This window comes from Streptomyces sp. NPDC048606, assembly GCF_040650855.1.
Lineage (GTDB): Bacteria > Actinomycetota > Actinomycetes > Streptomycetales > Streptomycetaceae > Streptomyces.
This window is the reverse complement of sequence record NZ_JBEZIB010000013.1, coordinates 166,459-182,457: the sequence shown is the minus strand read 5'-3', so window position 1 is coordinate 182,457 and position 15,999 is coordinate 166,459. Positions and strand designations below refer to the sequence as shown.

At 72.1% G+C, this 15,999-nt stretch carries 10 protein-coding genes, 1 pseudogene and 2 riboswitches; of the genes and pseudogenes, 6 read left to right on the top strand and 5 right to left on the bottom strand.

Annotation, left to right across the window (positions count from 1 at the left end; all coding sequences use genetic code 11):
• Positions 1-151: 151 nt before the first annotated feature.
• From AB0D01_RS17065 to aceA, 3 genes and pseudogenes are all read right to left on the bottom strand, one after another.
• Positions 152-1,023: pseudogene (locus AB0D01_RS17065) on the bottom strand (3-hydroxybutyryl-CoA dehydrogenase).
• Positions 1,020-2,612 (bottom strand): malate synthase A, encoded by a 1,593-nt coding sequence (gene aceB, locus AB0D01_RS17060; protein WP_363055976.1) that lies wholly within the window; start codon positions 2,610-2,612, stop codon positions 1,020-1,022. The pseudogene AB0D01_RS17065 and the gene aceB overlap by 4 nt, the downstream one beginning before the upstream one ends.
• A 105-nt stretch (positions 2,613-2,717) precedes the next feature.
• A complete protein-coding gene (gene aceA, locus AB0D01_RS17055; protein ID WP_363055975.1) occupies positions 2,718-4,007 on the bottom strand; it encodes an isocitrate lyase in 1,290 nt (429 codons plus the stop codon).
• A 380-nt stretch (positions 4,008-4,387) separates the two neighbouring features.
• Between aceA and AB0D01_RS17050 the strand changes: the two genes are divergently transcribed.
• The gene (locus AB0D01_RS17050; protein ID WP_363055974.1) at positions 4,388-5,788 is read left to right on the top strand and encodes a short-chain fatty acyl-CoA regulator family protein; all 1,401 of its coding nucleotides are present in this window, start codon (positions 4,388-4,390) and stop codon (positions 5,786-5,788) included.
• A gap of 6 nt (positions 5,789-5,794) precedes the next feature.
• Here AB0D01_RS17050 and AB0D01_RS17045 read toward each other — a convergent pair whose 3' ends face one another.
• Positions 5,795-6,709: a cobalamin-binding protein gene (locus AB0D01_RS17045; protein ID WP_363055973.1), complete on the bottom strand. Its 915-nt coding sequence runs from the start codon at positions 6,707-6,709 to the stop codon at positions 5,795-5,797.
• 53 nt (positions 6,710-6,762) lie between these two features.
• Positions 6,763-6,942, top strand: a riboswitch (cobalamin riboswitch).
• A 186-nt stretch (positions 6,943-7,128) separates the two neighbouring features.
• On the opposite strand from AB0D01_RS17045, the gene AB0D01_RS17040 reads away from it, so the two are divergent.
• Genes AB0D01_RS17040 through AB0D01_RS17020 form a run of 5 tightly spaced genes read left to right on the top strand, consistent with a single transcriptional unit; the run spans position 7,129 to position 12,536 of the window.
• The gene (locus AB0D01_RS17040) at positions 7,129-8,628 is read left to right on the top strand and encodes a CoA-acylating methylmalonate-semialdehyde dehydrogenase (protein WP_363055972.1); all 1,500 of its coding nucleotides are present in this window, start codon (positions 7,129-7,131) and stop codon (positions 8,626-8,628) included.
• Between the two features lie 5 nt (positions 8,629-8,633).
• Positions 8,634-9,776 carry an acyl-CoA dehydrogenase family protein gene (locus AB0D01_RS17035; RefSeq protein WP_363055971.1) on the top strand — a complete coding sequence of 381 codons (1,143 nt, stop codon included), beginning with the start codon at positions 8,634-8,636 and terminating at the stop codon, positions 9,774-9,776.
• Positions 9,773-10,858, top strand: a complete 1,086-nt coding sequence (locus AB0D01_RS17030; protein ID WP_363055970.1) for an enoyl-CoA hydratase/isomerase family protein — start codon at positions 9,773-9,775, stop codon at positions 10,856-10,858. The genes AB0D01_RS17035 and AB0D01_RS17030 overlap by 4 nt, the downstream gene beginning before the upstream one ends.
• Positions 10,855-11,766, top strand: coding sequence for a 3-hydroxyisobutyrate dehydrogenase (gene mmsB / locus AB0D01_RS17025; protein WP_363055969.1), 912 nt, complete (start codon positions 10,855-10,857; stop codon positions 11,764-11,766). The genes AB0D01_RS17030 and mmsB overlap by 4 nt, the downstream gene beginning before the upstream one ends.
• Positions 11,763-12,536: an enoyl-CoA hydratase gene (locus tag AB0D01_RS17020; protein ID WP_363055968.1), complete on the top strand. Its 774-nt coding sequence runs from the start codon at positions 11,763-11,765 to the stop codon at positions 12,534-12,536. The genes mmsB and AB0D01_RS17020 overlap by 4 nt, the downstream gene beginning before the upstream one ends.
• Before the next feature lie 125 nt (positions 12,537-12,661).
• A riboswitch (cobalamin riboswitch) is annotated at positions 12,662-12,797 on the top strand.
• Between the two features lie 385 nt (positions 12,798-13,182).
• On the opposite strand, the gene alaS is transcribed toward AB0D01_RS17020, so the two are convergent.
• Positions 13,183-15,828, bottom strand: coding sequence for an alanine--tRNA ligase (gene alaS, locus AB0D01_RS17015; protein ID WP_363055967.1), 2,646 nt, complete (start codon positions 15,826-15,828; stop codon positions 13,183-13,185).
• Positions 15,829-15,999 lie beyond the last annotated feature (171 nt).

Here is a 15,999-nt window from a genome sequence, read left to right as displayed (position 1 = left end):
GGCGCGGGCGGTCGACGCGTCGCCGCGTCGGCCCCGCCGGATGGGGCCCTCGCCGCACATGTGGAGGGGGTACGGCGGACACCACTCCGCCGTACCCCCTCCACCACACGCTGCCGGGCCCCTCAGCCCGGCGGCCGCACCGGGTCCCTCATCAGTCCCGGTCGTAGGTGTGGAACCCCCGGCCGGTCTTCCGACCGAGCAGTCCCGCCTGCACCATCCGCGACAGCAGCGGGGGCGGGGCGTAGAGGGGTTCCTTGAACTCGTCGTACAGCGACTGCGCGATGGCGGCGACCGTGTCGAGGCCGATGAGGTCGGCCAGCTTCAGCGGTCCCATCGGGTGGGCGCAGCCCAGCTCCATGCCGGCGTCGACGTCCGCGGCGGTGGCGAAACCGGACTCCGCCATGCGGACGGCCGACAGCAGGTAGGGAACGAGCAGGGCGTTGACGACGAAGCCCGCCCGGTCCTGCGAACGGATCGCCGTCTTGCCCAGGGTGTCGCGGGCGAAGGCCTCCACCGTCGCCATGGTCCCCGGGGAGGTGTGCAGGGAGGAGACGACCTCCACCAGCGGCAGGACCGGCACGGGGTTGAAGAAGTGCAGACCGACGACCCGGTCGGCGCGGCCGGTGGCCATGCCCAGCCGCATCACGGGCAGGGAGGAGGTGTTGGTCGCGAGGATCGCCTCGGGGTCGGCGACGATCTTGTCGAGGGCGGCGAAGGTGGCGGTCTTGACGTCCGCGTCCTCCGTCACCGCCTCGATCACGAGCTGCCGGTCGGCCAGGTCGTCCAGATCGCCGGAGAAGACCATCCGGGCGAGGGCGTCCTCGGCGGAGATCCGGTCCAGCTTGCCGCGCTGGACGGCCCGTTCGAGGGAGACGGCGACCCGTTCGCGGGCAGCGCGCGCGGTGGCGGCGTCGGCCTCGCAGACGACGGTGTGTCGAGTCCGGCGCGGGCGCAGACCTCGGCGATGCCGGCTCCCATCTGCCCGCCGCCCACGATGCCGACCCTGCGGATCGCGGTGGTCATGCCCGGGCCTCCTGTCGACGGACCAGGTGGCGGGTGTAGGCGTCGGGGGTGAAGAAGGCGGGCAGGTCCCGGTCCAGAGCGACCCGTTCCAGGACGGCCCGGGCCTCGGTGACGAGCGCGTCGGGCTGCTCGTTCTCGAAGGCCGCGCACTCCTCCCGGATCACGGCGAGCAGGTCGTCCCGGTCGATGGTGCGGTGGCGCAGCCACTGCCACAGCTGGGTCCGGGCGATCTCGGCGGTCGCGGCGTCCTCCATCAGCCCGTACAGGGCCACGGCTCCGTGGCCGCGCAGCCAGGCGTCGAAGTAGCGCAGGGACACGGCGACGTTGGCCCGGATCCCCTCCGGTGTGGGCGGCGCGCTGATCCGCCGGACGGCGAGCAGGTCGGGGGCCGTGACGTGGACGTCGTCGCGGGTGCGGTCGAGCTGGTGGGGGCGGTCGCCGAGGACGCCGTCGAAGACCTCCCGGCAGACGGGGACGAGCGCGGGGTGAGCGACCCAGGACCCGTCGAAGCCGTCCTCGGCCTCCCGTTCCTTGTCCAGGCGGACCTTCGCCAGGGCCGCCGCGTTGGCCTCGGGGTCCTTGGCCGGCACGTGGGCGGCCATGCCGCCGATGGCGTGGGCGCCGCGCCGGTGGCAGGTGCGGACGAGCAGTTCGGTGTAGGCCCGCATGAAGGGGGCCGTCATGGTCACCTGGGCACGGTCCGGGAGCCGGAAGTCTGTGCGGTGGCCGAAGGTCTTGATGAGGCTGAAGAGGTAGTCCCAGCGTCCTGCGTTGAGGCCGGCGCTGTGCTCGCGCAGGGCGTGGAGGATCTCCTCCATCTCGAACGCGGCCGTGATCGTCTCGATGAGCACCGTGGCGCGGACCGTGCCGCGCGGGATGCCGAGGAGCTCCTGGGCGAGGACGAAGATGTCGTTCCAGAGCCTGGCCTCGCCCGCGTTCTCCAGCTTGGGGAGGTAGAAGTACGGGCCGTACCCGGCGTCGATCTGCCGCTGTGCGCAGTGGAAGAAGTACAGGCCGAAGTCGACCAGGGAGGCGGGGACGGGCCGGCCGTCGATCTCCAGGTGCTCTTCGAGCAGATGCCAGCCGCGGGGCCGGACGACGATGGTCGCCGGGTTCCCGCCGAGGCGGTACTCCTTGCCCTCCGGGGTGGTGAAGTCGATGCGCCGCTCGATCGCGTCGAGCAGGTTGAGCTGTCCGCCGATCACGTTGTCCCACGTGGGGGCCGTGGCGTCCTCGAAGTCCGCCATCCACACCTGCGCGCCCGAGTTGAGCGCGTTCACGGCCATCCGCCGGTCCGGGGGGCCGGTGATCTCGACGCGGCGGTCGGTCAGACCGGGGGCGGGCGGGGCCACGCGCCAGTCGGGATCGGCGCGGACGGCCGAGGTGGCGATGGAGAAGTCCAGCGGCGTGCCCGAGACCAGGCGGTCCTTGCGGCGGCGCCGCTCCTTGAGGATGTCCTCGCGGCGGTGGGTGAAGGCCGCGTCGAGCCGGCCGATGAAGTCGAGGGCCTGCGGGGTGAGGATCTCGTCGTGGCGGTCGCCCGCCGGTGCGAGGACCCGGACCTGGTGGGTGGTTGCGGTGGTGGACATGCGGTCTCCTGATGAGGGTGGGGCGGGAGCCGGACGGAGACGGTCGTCCGGCTCCCGCTGTTCACAGGCCTTCGACCCGGGCAGAGGCCGACGGGCGCGGTCGCCCTAGTGGAACTGCTCCTCCTCGGTGGAACCGCTGAGGGCGGTGGTGGAGGAGGCGGGGTTGACGGCGGTGGAGACGAGGTCGAAGTAGCCGGTGCCGACCTCGCGCTGGTGCTTGACGGCGGTGAATCCCTGGGCCTGGGCGGCGAACTCGCGCTCCTGCAGGTCCACGTACGCGGTCATGCCGTGGTCGGCGTAGCCGCGGGCGAGGTCGAACATGCCGTGGTTGAGGGAGTGGAAGCCGGCCAGGGTGATGAACTGGAACTTGTAGCCCATGGCGCCCAGTTCGCGCTGGAACTTGGCGATCTGGTCGTCGTCCAGGGCGGCCTTCCAGTTGAAGGAGGGCGAGCAGTTGTACGCCAGCATCTTCCCGGGGAACTCCGCGTGGAGGGCCTCGGCGAACTCACGGGCCTGGGCGAGGTCCGGGGTGCCGGTCTCCACCCAGATGAGGTCGGCGTACGGGGCGTAGGCGAGGCCGCGGGCGATGACGGGGGCCATGCCGTTCTCCACGCGGTAGAAGCCCTCGGCCGTGCGCTCGCCCGTGGTGAACCGGGCGTCGCGCTCGTCGACGTCGCTGGTCAGCAGGTTCGCGGCGAGGGCGTCCGTACGGGCGATGATCAGGGTCGGGGTGTCGGCGATGTCGGCGGCGAGGCGGGCCGCGTTCAGGGTGCGGACGTGCTGCGAGGTCGGGACCAGGACCTTGCCGCCGAGGTGGCCGCACTTCTTCTCGGAGGCGAGCTGGTCCTCGTAGTGGATGCCGGCGGCGCCCGCGGCGATCATGGCCTTGGTCAGCTCGAAGGCGTTGAGCGGGCCGCCGAAGCCGGCCTCGGCGTCCGCGACGATCGGGGCCAGCCAGTCCGTCGTGTCGGTGCCGCCCTCGGCGGTGGCGATCTGGTCGGCGCGCAGCAGGGCGTTGTTGATCCGACGGACCACCTGGGGAACGGAGTTGACCGGGTAGAGGCTCTGGTCGGGGTAGGTGTGCCCGGCCTGGTTTGCGTCGGCCGCCACCTGCCAGCCGGAGAGGTAGATGGCCTGGAGGCCCGCGCGGACCTGCTGGACGGCCTGGCCGCCGGTGAGGGCGCCGAGGGCGTGGACGTAGTCCAGCTCGTGGAGCTGGCGCCACAGCCGCTCGGCGCCGCGCCGGGCCAGGGTGTGCTCCTCGCGGACGCTGCCGGAGAGCCGGACCACGTCCTCCGCGCTGTACGTGCGCTCGATGCCCGCCCACCGGCTGTCAGCGGCCCAGCGCTGCTCGAGCTGCTGTGCCGCTGCCGTGGTCGCCTTCACTTCTGCCATGACCGTCACCGTCTCCATGAGTCGCTTGAGCTGCCAACACTCTCGTCCGTACCGACGAGACACTGGCACTGTGTGCCTATTTCTGAGGGTTGCGGCCGCCGGCCCACTGGGGTGGAACGGAGCAATGGTGCAGGACAACCGAGTCCGAACTGCCGGGATCTCCGACGTCAGGGCGTGAATCGTGCCCGGACCGTTCGTCTCGGCCGCCGTGGTCCGGCGGGCCGCAGGACGACTCTGGCACTGGCACCAAGTGCCAACAAGGAGTGCCGTTTGCCAAGTTCTGCAAATCTTCCGGCGTCGGTTTGCGAACCTTGCAAAGGTTGGCAACTCCAGGATCACGCGTACCCTGAACCCGAGCGGACGACGGCCGAGGAGTGCGGGTGAGCAAGACGTACGCGGGGGCGCGCCTGCGGAGGCTGCGCGAGGAACGCCGGATGAGCCAGGCGGAACTGGCCAGGGTCCTCGGCATCTCGCCCAGCTACCTGAACCAGATGGAGCACGACTCGCGCCCGCTCACCGTCCCGGTGCTGCTCCGGCTGACCGAGGCCTTCGGCGTCGACCCCGGCTTCTTCTCCGAACGCGACACCAGCCGGCTCGTGGCCGACCTGCGCGAGGCGCTCGCCGGAGAGGTCGCCGAGGCCCGGGTCTCCCCCTCCGACCTGGCCGAGCTGGCCCAGCGGATGCCGGCCGTCGCGTCCGTGCTGCTGGACCTCGGCCGACGCGGTCAGCTCCTCGCGGAGCGGCTCGCGGAGACGGCCGACGGCAGGGACGGCGCCGGCGGCGCCGCACCGCGCTCGCCCCACGAGGAGATCCGCGAGTTCTTCTACCGGCGGCAGAACTACCTCCACGACACGGACCTGGCGGCCGAGGAGGTGGCCCGCGCCAGCGGTATCCGCCCTGGCGACGTGCTCCACGCCCTGACCCGAAGGCTCTCCGAACGCCACCGGGTCCGGCTGGCCCCGGATTCGGACCGGCTGCACCACTACGATCCCGCGAGCCGGGTCCTGCACCTGTCCGGGCGGCTTCGGCCGGGCCAGCAGGCGTTCCGGATGGCCACCCAGCTGGCCCTGCTGGAGTACGGGGCGGAGCTGGACCGGCTGGCGGCCGAGGACTTCCCGCAGGACTCCCCCGCCCACGGCCTGGCCCGCATCGGCATCGCCAACTACTTCGCGGCCGCGCTGATCCTCCCGTACGGCGCCTTCCACACCGCCGCCGAGGGCTTCCGGTACGACATCGAGCGGCTCACCAACCACTTCGGACTCGGGTACGAAACCGTCTGCCACCGCCTCAGCACCCTGCAGCGCCCCAGGCTGCGCGGGGTGCCCTTCTCCTTCGTACGGGTCGACCGCGCGGGAAACATGTCCAAGCGGCAGTCCGCCACCGGATTCCACTTCTCCCGCGCCGGCGGCACCTGCCCCCTGTGGAACGTCTACGAGGCCTTCGCGGCGCCCGGGCGCATCCACGTCCAGGTCGCCGCCATGCCCGACGGGCAGCGCCACCTGTGGACCGCGCGCGCCGTGACCCGCCACCGCGGCGGCTGGGGCGAGCCCGGCAAGACCTTCGCGATCGGCCTCGGCTGCGAGATCCGGCACGCCTCCCGGCTGGTCTACTCCGACGGCCTCGACCTCGACAACGTCTCCGCGGCCACCCCCATCGGCATGGGCTGCCGCCTCTGCGAACGCCTCGACTGCCCCCAGCGGGCGGTCCCGCCGCTCGGCCGCGCACTCGCCGTCGACGAGAACAGCAGCACCTTCGTCCCCTACCCGGTCAGCCGGGACTGATCCCGCTCATACGAGGCGCCGCGCCTCGGACGCCGCGACCGGATCCCCCGCGCGCACCGCGTGCAGGACCTCGGCGAGGACCTCGGCGCCGCGGACGACGCGGGGCCCCGGCCGGTTGAAGTACGCGGGCCCGTCCAGCACCCAGACCCGACCCTCCCGCACAGCGGGCAGATCGCGCCAGCCGGGCAGGCCCGTGAGCAGGTCCCGCTCCCGCAGTGTCCGCTCGGGCGGAAATCCGCACGGGAGGACGAGGACGACATCGGGCCGTGCCGCGCGGACCGAGTCCCAGGTCATGGGCTTGGTGTGCTCGCCGGGCGCGGCGAGCAGCGCCTCGCCGCCCGCGCAGGCGATCTGCTCGGGCACCCAGTGCCCCGCGGGCCACAGCGGGTCCAGCCATTCGATCGCCACCACCCGGGGCCGGGGCCTGCCGGCCGTCAGCCTCCGCACCTCCGCCAGCCGAGCGGCCAGTTCACCGCGCCGCTCCTCGGCTCGTTCCCGTACGCCCAGAAGTTCGCCGACCGTCACCAGGCAGTCCAGTACTTCGCCCAAGGTGCGCGGTTCCAGGCTCAGCACACGGGGGCCGGCGTCGAGGACCCGCACGGCCTCGGAGACCCCCTCGTAGGAGACGGCGCAGACGTCGCACAGGTCCTGGGTGAGCAGGACGTCCGGAGCGAGCGCCGCGAGTGCGCCGGTGTCCAGGGTGTAGAGCGAGGAACCCGAGTGCGCCGCTCCGCCGACGGCGTCGGAAATCTCCCTGCTGGTGAGTTCGTCGGCGGCGAACTCCGCCCGGGTGACCACCGGGACCGAGGCCACGGCCTCGGGCGGCCAGTCGCATTCGTGGGTGCGTCCGACCAGGTCGGCGGCCAGATCGAGCTCCGCCACGATGTCGGTGGCTGCGGGCAGCAGGGAAACGATGCGCATGTACGGACTGTAGGCGCGCGGGCGGTGGGGGTGGACTTACTAGGACGTCCAACTATATGTTCGTGCCACAAGGTCCGCGGTGCAGGGAAGCCCGGTGCGAAACCGGCACGGTCCCGCCACTGTGACCGGGGAGTGTGCTGCCATCCACACGCCACTGACGAGGTCTGTCGGGAAGGCGGGCGGCATACGGTGATCCGGGAGTCAGGATACCGGCCGCGGAACGTTCCGTGTTGTCCACGAGGATGGAGCAGACACGCATGGCACCGGTTTGTACCCACGACCCTGGTGATCCGGCGGAGCACGCAGACCCCTTCGCGCGCTCGTAGTTCTCACGGCCTCCGCTCGGCTCGCGCCCCACCCGCGCGATCCGCCGGCGCGCCGTGCCATCCCCGGATCCAACCTGACGAGAGCAGGCACCCATGGTCCGTGAACTCACCCATTTCATCGGCGGCAAGCACACCACCGGAACGTCGGGCCTCTTCGCCGACGTGTACGACCCCAACACCGGCACCGTCCAGGCCCGAGTCCCGCTGGCCGGGCGCGCCGACACCGAACACGCCATCGCCGACGCCGTGGAGGCGCAGCGGGAGTGGGGCGAGTGGAACCCGCAGAAGCGCGCCCGCGTGTTCCTGCGGTTCCTCCAGCTCGTCGAGGGCGAACGTGAGAACCTCGCCCGGCTGCTGTCCGCCGAGCACGGCAAAACCGTCGCGGATGCCCACGGCGACCTGCAACGCGGCCTGGAGGTGGTCGAGTTCGCCGCCGGCATCCCGCACCTGCTCAAGGGCGAGTTCACCGACAACGCCGGCACCGGGATCGACGTACACTCGCTGCGCAGCCCCCTCGGGGTCGTGGCGGGCATCACACCGTTCAACTTCCCCGCGATGATCCCGCTGTGGCAGGCCGCACCCGCCCTGGCCTGCGGCAACTCCTTCATCCTCAAGCCCTCCGAGCGCGACCCCTCCGTACCGCTGCGCCTCGCCGAACTCTTCCTGGAAGCCGGTCTCCCGGCAGGCGTGCTGAACGTGGTGAACGGCGGCAAGGAGTCCGTCGACACCCTTCTGGAGGACCCCCGCGTCCAGGCGCTCGGCTTCGTCGGATCCACCCCGATCGCCGCGCACATCTACGCCACCGCCGCCGCCCACGGCAAGCGCGCCCAGTGCTTCGGCGGCGCCAAGAACCACATGATCGTGATGCCGGACGCCGACCTCGACCAGGCGGCCGACGCCCTCATCGGCGCCGGCTACGGTTCCGCCGGCGAACGCTGCATGGCCATCTCCGTCGCCGTCCCCGTCGGCGAGGAGACCGCCGACGCGCTGGTCGCCAAGCTGAAGGAACGCATCGCCACCCTCAGGATCGGCCGCTCCGACGACCCCGAGGCCGACTTCGGCCCCCTGGTCAGCAGGGACGCCCTCGAGCGGGTCCGTCGCTACGTCGACATCGGCGTCAACGAGGGCGCCGAACTCCTCGTCGACGGGCGCGACTTCACCCTTCCCGGCCACGAGAACGGCTTCTTCGCCGGGGCCAGCCTCTTCGACCGGGTCTCCCCGCAGATGCGCATCTACCGTGAGGAGATCTTCGGCCCGGTGCTGTGCGTCGTACGGGCCGCCGACTTCGAGGAGGCCCTGCGCCTGCCGAGCGAGCACCCGTTCGGGAACGGGGTGGCCATCTTCACCCGGGACGGGGACACCGCCCGTGAATTCACCCGCCGGGTCAACACCGGCATGGTCGGCGTCAACGTGCCCATCCCGGTGCCCGTCGCGTACCACACCTTCGGCGGCTGGAAGAAGTCCGGCTTCGGCGACCTGAACCAGCACGGCCCGGATTCGATCCGTTTCTACACCCGCACCAAGACCGTCACCTCGCGCTGGCCCTCCGGGGTCAAGGAGGGCGCGAGCTTCACGATCCCGACGATGGGGTGAGCGCGATGAGCACGATGACCGAAGAGCAGCTCGCCCTCGCCGAGGTCACCCTCGACTTCGCCCAGGAGCAACTGGCCCCCCATGCCGTCGCCTGGGACCAGGACAAGCACTTCCCCGTCGACGTCATCCGCCGCGCCGCCGCACTCGGGCTCGGCGGCGTGTACGTACGCGAGGAGCACGGCGGTTCGGGCCTCTCCCGCAGCGACGGGGTGCTCGTCTTCGAGACCCTCGCCACGGGCTGCCCGTCCATCGCCGCCTACCTCTCCATCCACAACATGGTCGGCTGGATGGTCGACCGGTACGGCGACCGCTCACAGCGCGAGCGGTGGCTTCCGGGGCTGTGCTCCGCCGCGACCCTGGGAAGCTACTGCCTGACCGAGCCGGGCGCGGGCTCCGACGCCGCCGCCCTGCGCACCCGCGCCGAACGGCAGGGCGACCACTACGTCCTGACCGGGGTGAAGCAGTTCATCTCCGGTGCGGGGGCCGCCGGGGTCTACGTGGTGATGGCCCGGACGGGTGAGGACGGACCGGGCGGGATCTCCGCCTTCGTCGTCGAGCGGGACGATCCGGGGGTCTCCTTCGGCGCGAACGAGCGCAAGATGGGGTGGAACGCCCAGCCCACCCGCCAGGTGGTCCTGGACGGTGTGCGGATCCCCGCCGACCGGCTGCTCGGCGGCGAGGGCGAAGGCTTTCGGATCGCCATGAACGGCCTCAACGGCGGCCGGCTCGGGATCGCGGCCTGCTCCCTCGGCGGTGCCCAGAGCGCCCTGGACCGCAGCCTTTCCCACCTCGCCACCCGCGAGGCCTTCGGCTCCCGGCTCCTGGACGCCCAGGCGCTCCAGTTCCGCCTGGCCGACATGGCCACCGAACTCGCCGCCGCGCGCGCACTGGTCCGGCAGGCCGCGGAGGCTCTCGACGCGGGCGATCCGATGGCCCCGCGCCTGTGCGCGATGGCCAAGCGGTTCGCCACCGACACCGGGTACGCCGTCGCCGACGCCGCCCTCCAACTCCACGGCGGCTACGGCTACCTCAGCGAGTACGGCATCGAGAAGATCGTCCGCGACCTGCGGGTGCACCAGATCCTGGAAGGAACCAACGAGATCATGCGCGTCATCGTCGCGCGCGGACTCACGGAGACCCTGCGATGAACCACGACACCCCTGACGGCCACGACCACGTGCTCCTGCACTCCGAGGGCCGCGCCGCGTACCTCACCCTCAACCGCCCGAAGGCCCTCAACGCCCTCTCCCACCCCATGGTGCTCCGCATCGAGGAGGCACTCACGGCCTGGGCGGACGACCCCTCCGTCGAGGTGGTCGTCATCCGGGGAGCCGGGGAGCGCGGCCTGTGCGCGGGCGGCGACATCCGCGCGATCCACGAGGACGCCCGTACGGGAGGCACCGCCTCGGCCGACTTCTGGCGCGACGAGTACCGGCTCAACGCCCTCATCGCCCGCTACCCCAAACCGTACGTCGCCCTCATGGACGGCATCGTGATGGGCGGCGGCGTCGGCGTCTCCGCCCACGGCAGCGTCCGGATCGTCACCGAACGCTCCCGCGTCGCCATGCCCGAGACCGGCATCGGCTTCGTCCCCGACGTCGGCGGCACCTACCTCCTGGCACTGGCACCCGGCGAGCTCGGCACCCACCTGGCACTGACCGGCACCCCCGTCGGCGCCGCCGACGCGCTGCTGTGCGGCCTCGCCGACCACTTCGTGGCTTCGTCCGCGCTACCGGACCTGGCCCGGGAGCTCGCCACGGACTCCGTCCACGCCGTACTGGCGCGGCACGTGGAGCAGCCGCCGGCCGGGGACCTGGCCTCCGCCCGAGAGTGGATCGACCACTGCTACGCCGCCGAAACCGCCGAGGAGATCATCGCGCGACTGCGCGCCTCGGACGCACCCGCCGCCAAGGCCGCCGCGGACACCCTGCTGACCAAGTCCCCCACGGCGGTCAAGGTCACGCTGGCCGCACTGCGCCGGGCCCGGCTGCTGGGACCGCTGGAGCGCGTGCTGGAACAGGAGTACCGCGTCTCGTGCGCGGCGCTCGTCTCCCCCGACCTCGTCGAGGGCATCCGCGCACAGGTCGTCGACAAGGACCGCAACCCCCGTTGGACCCCCGGCACCCTGGAAGAGGTCGGACCCGCCGCGGTGGAACGGTACTTCGCCCCGCTCGACGCGAACGAGCTCCGGCTCGACGCGAACCCTTCGGACCAGGAGGTCGTCTGGTGAGCACCACCATCGCATTCATCGGGCTCGGACACATGGGCGGCCCGATGGCGGCCAACCTCGTCAAGGCCGGGCACCGTGTCCTCGGCTTCGACCTGGTCCCGGACCTCCTGGCCGCGGCGGCCTCCGCCGGTGTACGGCCCGCCGTCTCGGCGGCCGAGGCCGCCGCGGACGCCGAGGTGGTCGTCACCATGCTGCCGGCCGGCCGCCACGTCCTCGCCCTGTACCGGGAGGGGCTGCTGGCCGCCGCTCGTCCCGGGACCCTCTTCGTCGACTGCTCCACCATCGACGTGGCCGATGCCCGCGCCGCGCACGAGGCGGTCGCGGCGGCCGGGCACCGCGCACTGGACGCCCCGGTGTCCGGCGGGGTCGTCGGCGCGGAAGCGGGGACGCTCACCTTCATGGCGGGCGGCGGGGCGGAAGAGTTCGCCGCGGCCGGCCCGCTGCTGGACGCCATGGGCAGCAAAGCCGTGCACTGCGGCGGACCGGGCGCCGGACAGGCCGCGAAGATCTGCAACAACATGATCCTCGCCATCTCCATGATCGGCGTCAGCGAGGCCTTCGTGCTCGCCGAGAGCCTCGGCCTGGACCACCAGGCGCTGTACGACGTCGCCTCCACCGCCTCCGGCCAGTGCTGGGCCCTCACCGTGAACTGCCCCGTCCCCGGCCCCGTCCCGACCAGCCCCGCGAACCGCGACTACCGCCCCGGATTCGCCGCGCCGCTGATGGCCAAGGACCTGGGCCTCGCCGCGAACGCGCTGCGGGCCGGCGGAGTCGACGCTCCCCTGGGTCTGAAGGCGGCCGAACTCTACGCCGCGTTCGCCGAGGGCGAGGGCGCCGGCCTGGACTTCTCGGCGATCGTCCGGACCCTCCGCCCCGCCGCACCGACCCCGAACGGAAGCCCCGCATGACCTACGAAACGATCCTGCTGGAACGCAAGGGCCGCGTGGCGGTCCTCACCCTCAACCGGCCCCAGGCGCTCAACGCCCTCAACCTCCAGGTCATGACGGAGGTCGTGGCCGCCGTGGAGGAACTTGACCGGGACCCGGGCGTCGGCTGCATCGTCCTCACCGGCTCCGCGAAGGCCTTCGCGGCCGGGGCCGACATCAAGGAGATGCGCCCGCAGAGCTACATGGACATGTACCTCGCCGACTGGTTCACCGCGTGGGACCGTCTCGGTCAGGTACGCACCCCCACCCTCGCGGCCGTCTCCGGCTACGCCCTGGGCGGTGGCTGTGAACTGGCCATGCTGTGCGACATCCTGCTTGCCGCCGACACCGCGAAGTTCGGCCAGCCCGAGATCAAGCTCGGCGTCATCCCCGGCATCGGTGGCTCCCAGCGCCTCACCCGGGCCGTCGGCAAGGCCAAGGCCATGGAACTCTGCCTGACCGGTCGCACCATGGACGCCACCGAAGCCGAACGCGCCGGTCTGGTCTCCCGGATCGTCCCCGCCGACGAGCTCCTCTCCGAAGCACTCGCCGTCGCCACGACCGTCGCCGACATGTCCAAGCCGATCGCCATGATGGCCAAGGAGGCCGTCGACCGGGCCTTCGAGACCACCCTCGCCGAGGGCGTCCGCTTCGAGCGCCGGCTCTTCCACGCGGTGTTCGCCACCGCCGACCAGAAGGAGGGCATGTCCGCCTTCGTGGACAAGCGCGCACCCCGCTTCACCCACGGCTGAGCACCCGGTGTCCGGGGGGCGGCCCGACGACCGTCCCCGGACACCGCGATCCTCCCCCGCTCGCCCGTATCGACATTCGCTTTCGAGCACCGCGCCGGAGGCCGTACGATGCGTTCGGCTCCGGGTCACCACGACCTGGACCCGCAACCGAAGACACGCACGACCGGGGGAAGCCGGTGGGAATCCGGCACTGACCTGCAACCGTGAACGGCGCCTGGTACGCCGTGAGTCGGAGCACCCGGCGTGCGTTCGCTCACCGCTTCTCACTGTCACGGTCTGCAGTACGAAGCCCCGGCCTGGCCCGGCACCACCGCACGCCCTCCCGAAGAAGTGCGCGCACGGGGGTGTTCGCGGGTGCGGGTCGTCGGGTCCGCGTCAGCAGACCCGACGATCCCTCCAGGACCCGCCGTCCTCACGGTCTTCCGCCGCGCGGCCCGCAAGGCCCGCTTCCAGGCCCCGATCCGCTTCGAGCCCGGCACGGCGCCCGCCGACCGATGAGCCGCAGGACACGTTCGGGAGACGGGGGCCGATACGACGCCCCGGCCACCCGCCCGGCCCACCGCCCCCCAACCCGCGAAGTGGCAGGGGCAGTGGGCAGCGGGCGGGGCGGGGCGCACCGCGGGCGCGATGAGGGTTCAGCCCTCCGTCAACGACCTGCGATGACCCCCGGGAGCGCGGCCAGGGCGTCCGTCAGGCGTTCGCCGGTGAGGCCGCCGCCTTGGGCGAGCTCCGGGGAGCCCCCACCGCGGCCACCGAGGAGCTGCTTGACCAGCGCGGACGCGTTAAGCCCGGTGTCCCGGGCGGCCTTGTTCAGGGCTACGACGACCACCCCGGCCGCCGTGCCGACGCCGACGGCGCCGGGCGTGCCGACGGGGAGTCGGTCGCGTACGGCGGTGGCCAGGGCGCGGGCCTCGTCGGCGCCGCCGTCGGCGGTGGCGGTGACGACCTGGACGCCGTTCGCGTCCACCGCGCTGCCGGCGAGTTCGGCCGCGCGGGCGCCGGTGGCCTGCTGCCTGAGGCGGGCGTTCTCCCGGTCGGCGGTCTTGAGCCGGTCCAGCAGCGCGGCGATCTTCTCGGGGAGTTCGGCGCGCGGGGCACCGAGCTGTTCGGCGATGCGGGCGACGAGGTCGCGTTCGCGGGCGAGGTAGGCGAAGCCCTCGACGCCGACGGCGGCCTCCAGGCGGCGCATGCCCGCGCCGACCGAGCCCTCCGAGGTCAGGGCGACCGTACCGATCTGCGAGGCGTGCTCGACGTGGGTGCCGCCGCACAGTTCCCGCGACCAGGCCCCGCCGATCTCGACGACGCGGACCTTCTCCCCGTACGTCTCGTCGAACAGGGCGAGCGCGCCCAGTTCCTTGGCCTCGGGCAGGGTCATCCACTGCACGCCGACGGGCAGGTCGCGCCTCAGGGCCCGGTTCGCGGCTTCCTCGACCTCGCTGCGGACGGTCGCCGAGAGGCCGCCGCGCCAGGGGAAGTCGAGGCGGAGGTAGCCGGGGCGGTTGTAGGAGCCGGCCTGGAGGGCGGTGGGGCCGAGGACCTCGCGCAGGGCGGCGTGCAGGACGTGGGTGCCGGAGTGGGCCTGGCGGGCGCCGAGCCGCCATTCGGGGTCGACGGCCGCGTGGACGGCGTCGTCGGGAGCGAGTTCGCCCGCGGTGATCCGTACCTGGTGGGCGACGAGACCCGGCAGGGGCCGCTGGACGTCGAGGACCTCGGCCTCGACGGAGGCGCCGGAGAGGACGCCCGCGTCGCTGTCCTGGCCGCCGGACTCGGCGTAGAAGGGGGAGCGGTCCAGGATGACGGTGACGATCTCCCCGGTCCGGGCCACGGGCACCGCCCCCTCGGCCCCGAGGATCGCGAGGACGCGGGATTCGGTGGTCAGGGTTTCCCAGGCCAGCCAGTCGGTGGGCCCGTTCGCGTCCAGGACCGTGCGCAGGGCCGTGGTGTCGACGGCTCCGCCGGACTTGCGGGCGCGGGCGTCCGCGCGGGCCCGCTCCCGCTGGGCGTTCATCAGCGCGGTGAAGCCTTCGCGGTCCACCTCGACGCCCTGTTCGGCGGCCATCTCCAGGGTGAGGTCGATGGGGAAGCCGTAGGTGTCGTGCAGCAGGAACGCCTGGGCGCCCGGCAATGCGCGCCCACCCTCCGCCTTCACCTTGGTGACGGCGGTGTCGAGGACGGTGGTGCCCTGCTTGAGGGTGGCGCGGAAGGTGTCCTCCTCGCCGTACGCCTGGTCGGTGATCCGGGGGAAGGCCTCGGTGATCTCGGGGTAGCTCGGTGCCATGCAGTCGCGGGCCACCGGGAGCAGCTCGCGCAGGGCCGGGTCCCGGTAGCCGAGCTGGCGCATGGAGCGGACGGCGCGGCGCAGGATGCGGCGCAGGACGTAGCCGCGGCCCTCGTTGCCGGGAGCCGTGCCGTCCGCGAGGAGCATCAGCGCCGTGCGGACGTGGTCGGCGACGACCCGGAGCCGTACGTCCGCCTGCGCGTCGGCGCCGTACCGGACGCCGGCGAGGGCGGCGGCGTGGTCGAGGATGGGGCGGGTCTCGTCGATCTCGTAGAGGTTGTCCTTGCCCTGGAGGAGGGTGGCCATGCGCTCCAGGCCCATGCCGGTGTCGATGTTGCGGCGGGGAAGTTCGCCCAGGATGGGGTAGCCGGACTTGCCGGGTCCCTCGCCGCGCTCGTACTGCATGAAGACGAGGTTCCAGAACTCCATGTACCGGTCCTCGTCGACCGCGGGTCCCCCCTCGCGGCCGAGGGCGGGGCCCCGGTCGTAGTAGAGCTCGGAGCAGGGTCCGCAGGGGCCGGGGACGCCCATGGACCAGAAGTTGTCCTCGTCGCCGCGGGCCACGATCCGCTCGTCGGGCAGGCCGGCGACCTTGCGCCAGATGCCCCGGGATTCGGTGTCGGAGTGGTGGACGGTGACCCAGATCCGGTCGGGGTCGAGGCCGTAGCCGCCGTTCGCCTGGGCGGCGGTGGACAGCTCCCAGGCGTAGGCGATGGCTTCTTCCTTGAAGTAGTCCCCGAAGGAGAAGTTGCCGTTCATCTGGAAGAAGGAGCCGTGTCGGGTGGTCTTCCCGACCTCCTCGATGTCCAGGGTCCGTACGCACTTCTGCACGCTGGTCGCCCGCTCCCACAGCGGGGCCGCCTCACCGGTGAAGTACGGCTTGAACGGGACCATGCCGGCGTTGACGAACAGCAGCGTCGGGTCCGGGGTGGGCAGGGGTGCGCTGGGGACGACGGTGTGGCCGCGCTCGGCGAAGTAGTCGAGGAATCTGGTGCGGATGTCGGCGGTACGCAAGACGACTGCTCCGGTCGGTCGGTCGGATGGGAAGCGGGACGGCGAGCGGCGACTCGATCTCGATGCCGAGCGCCACAGGAGAGCTCACGCCGACTCCTCTCGCACACCGAATGTAGTTGCAACTCTTTCGCAATAAGATACGCGGTCGAGGGAACGGCCAGGCGGGCTGGT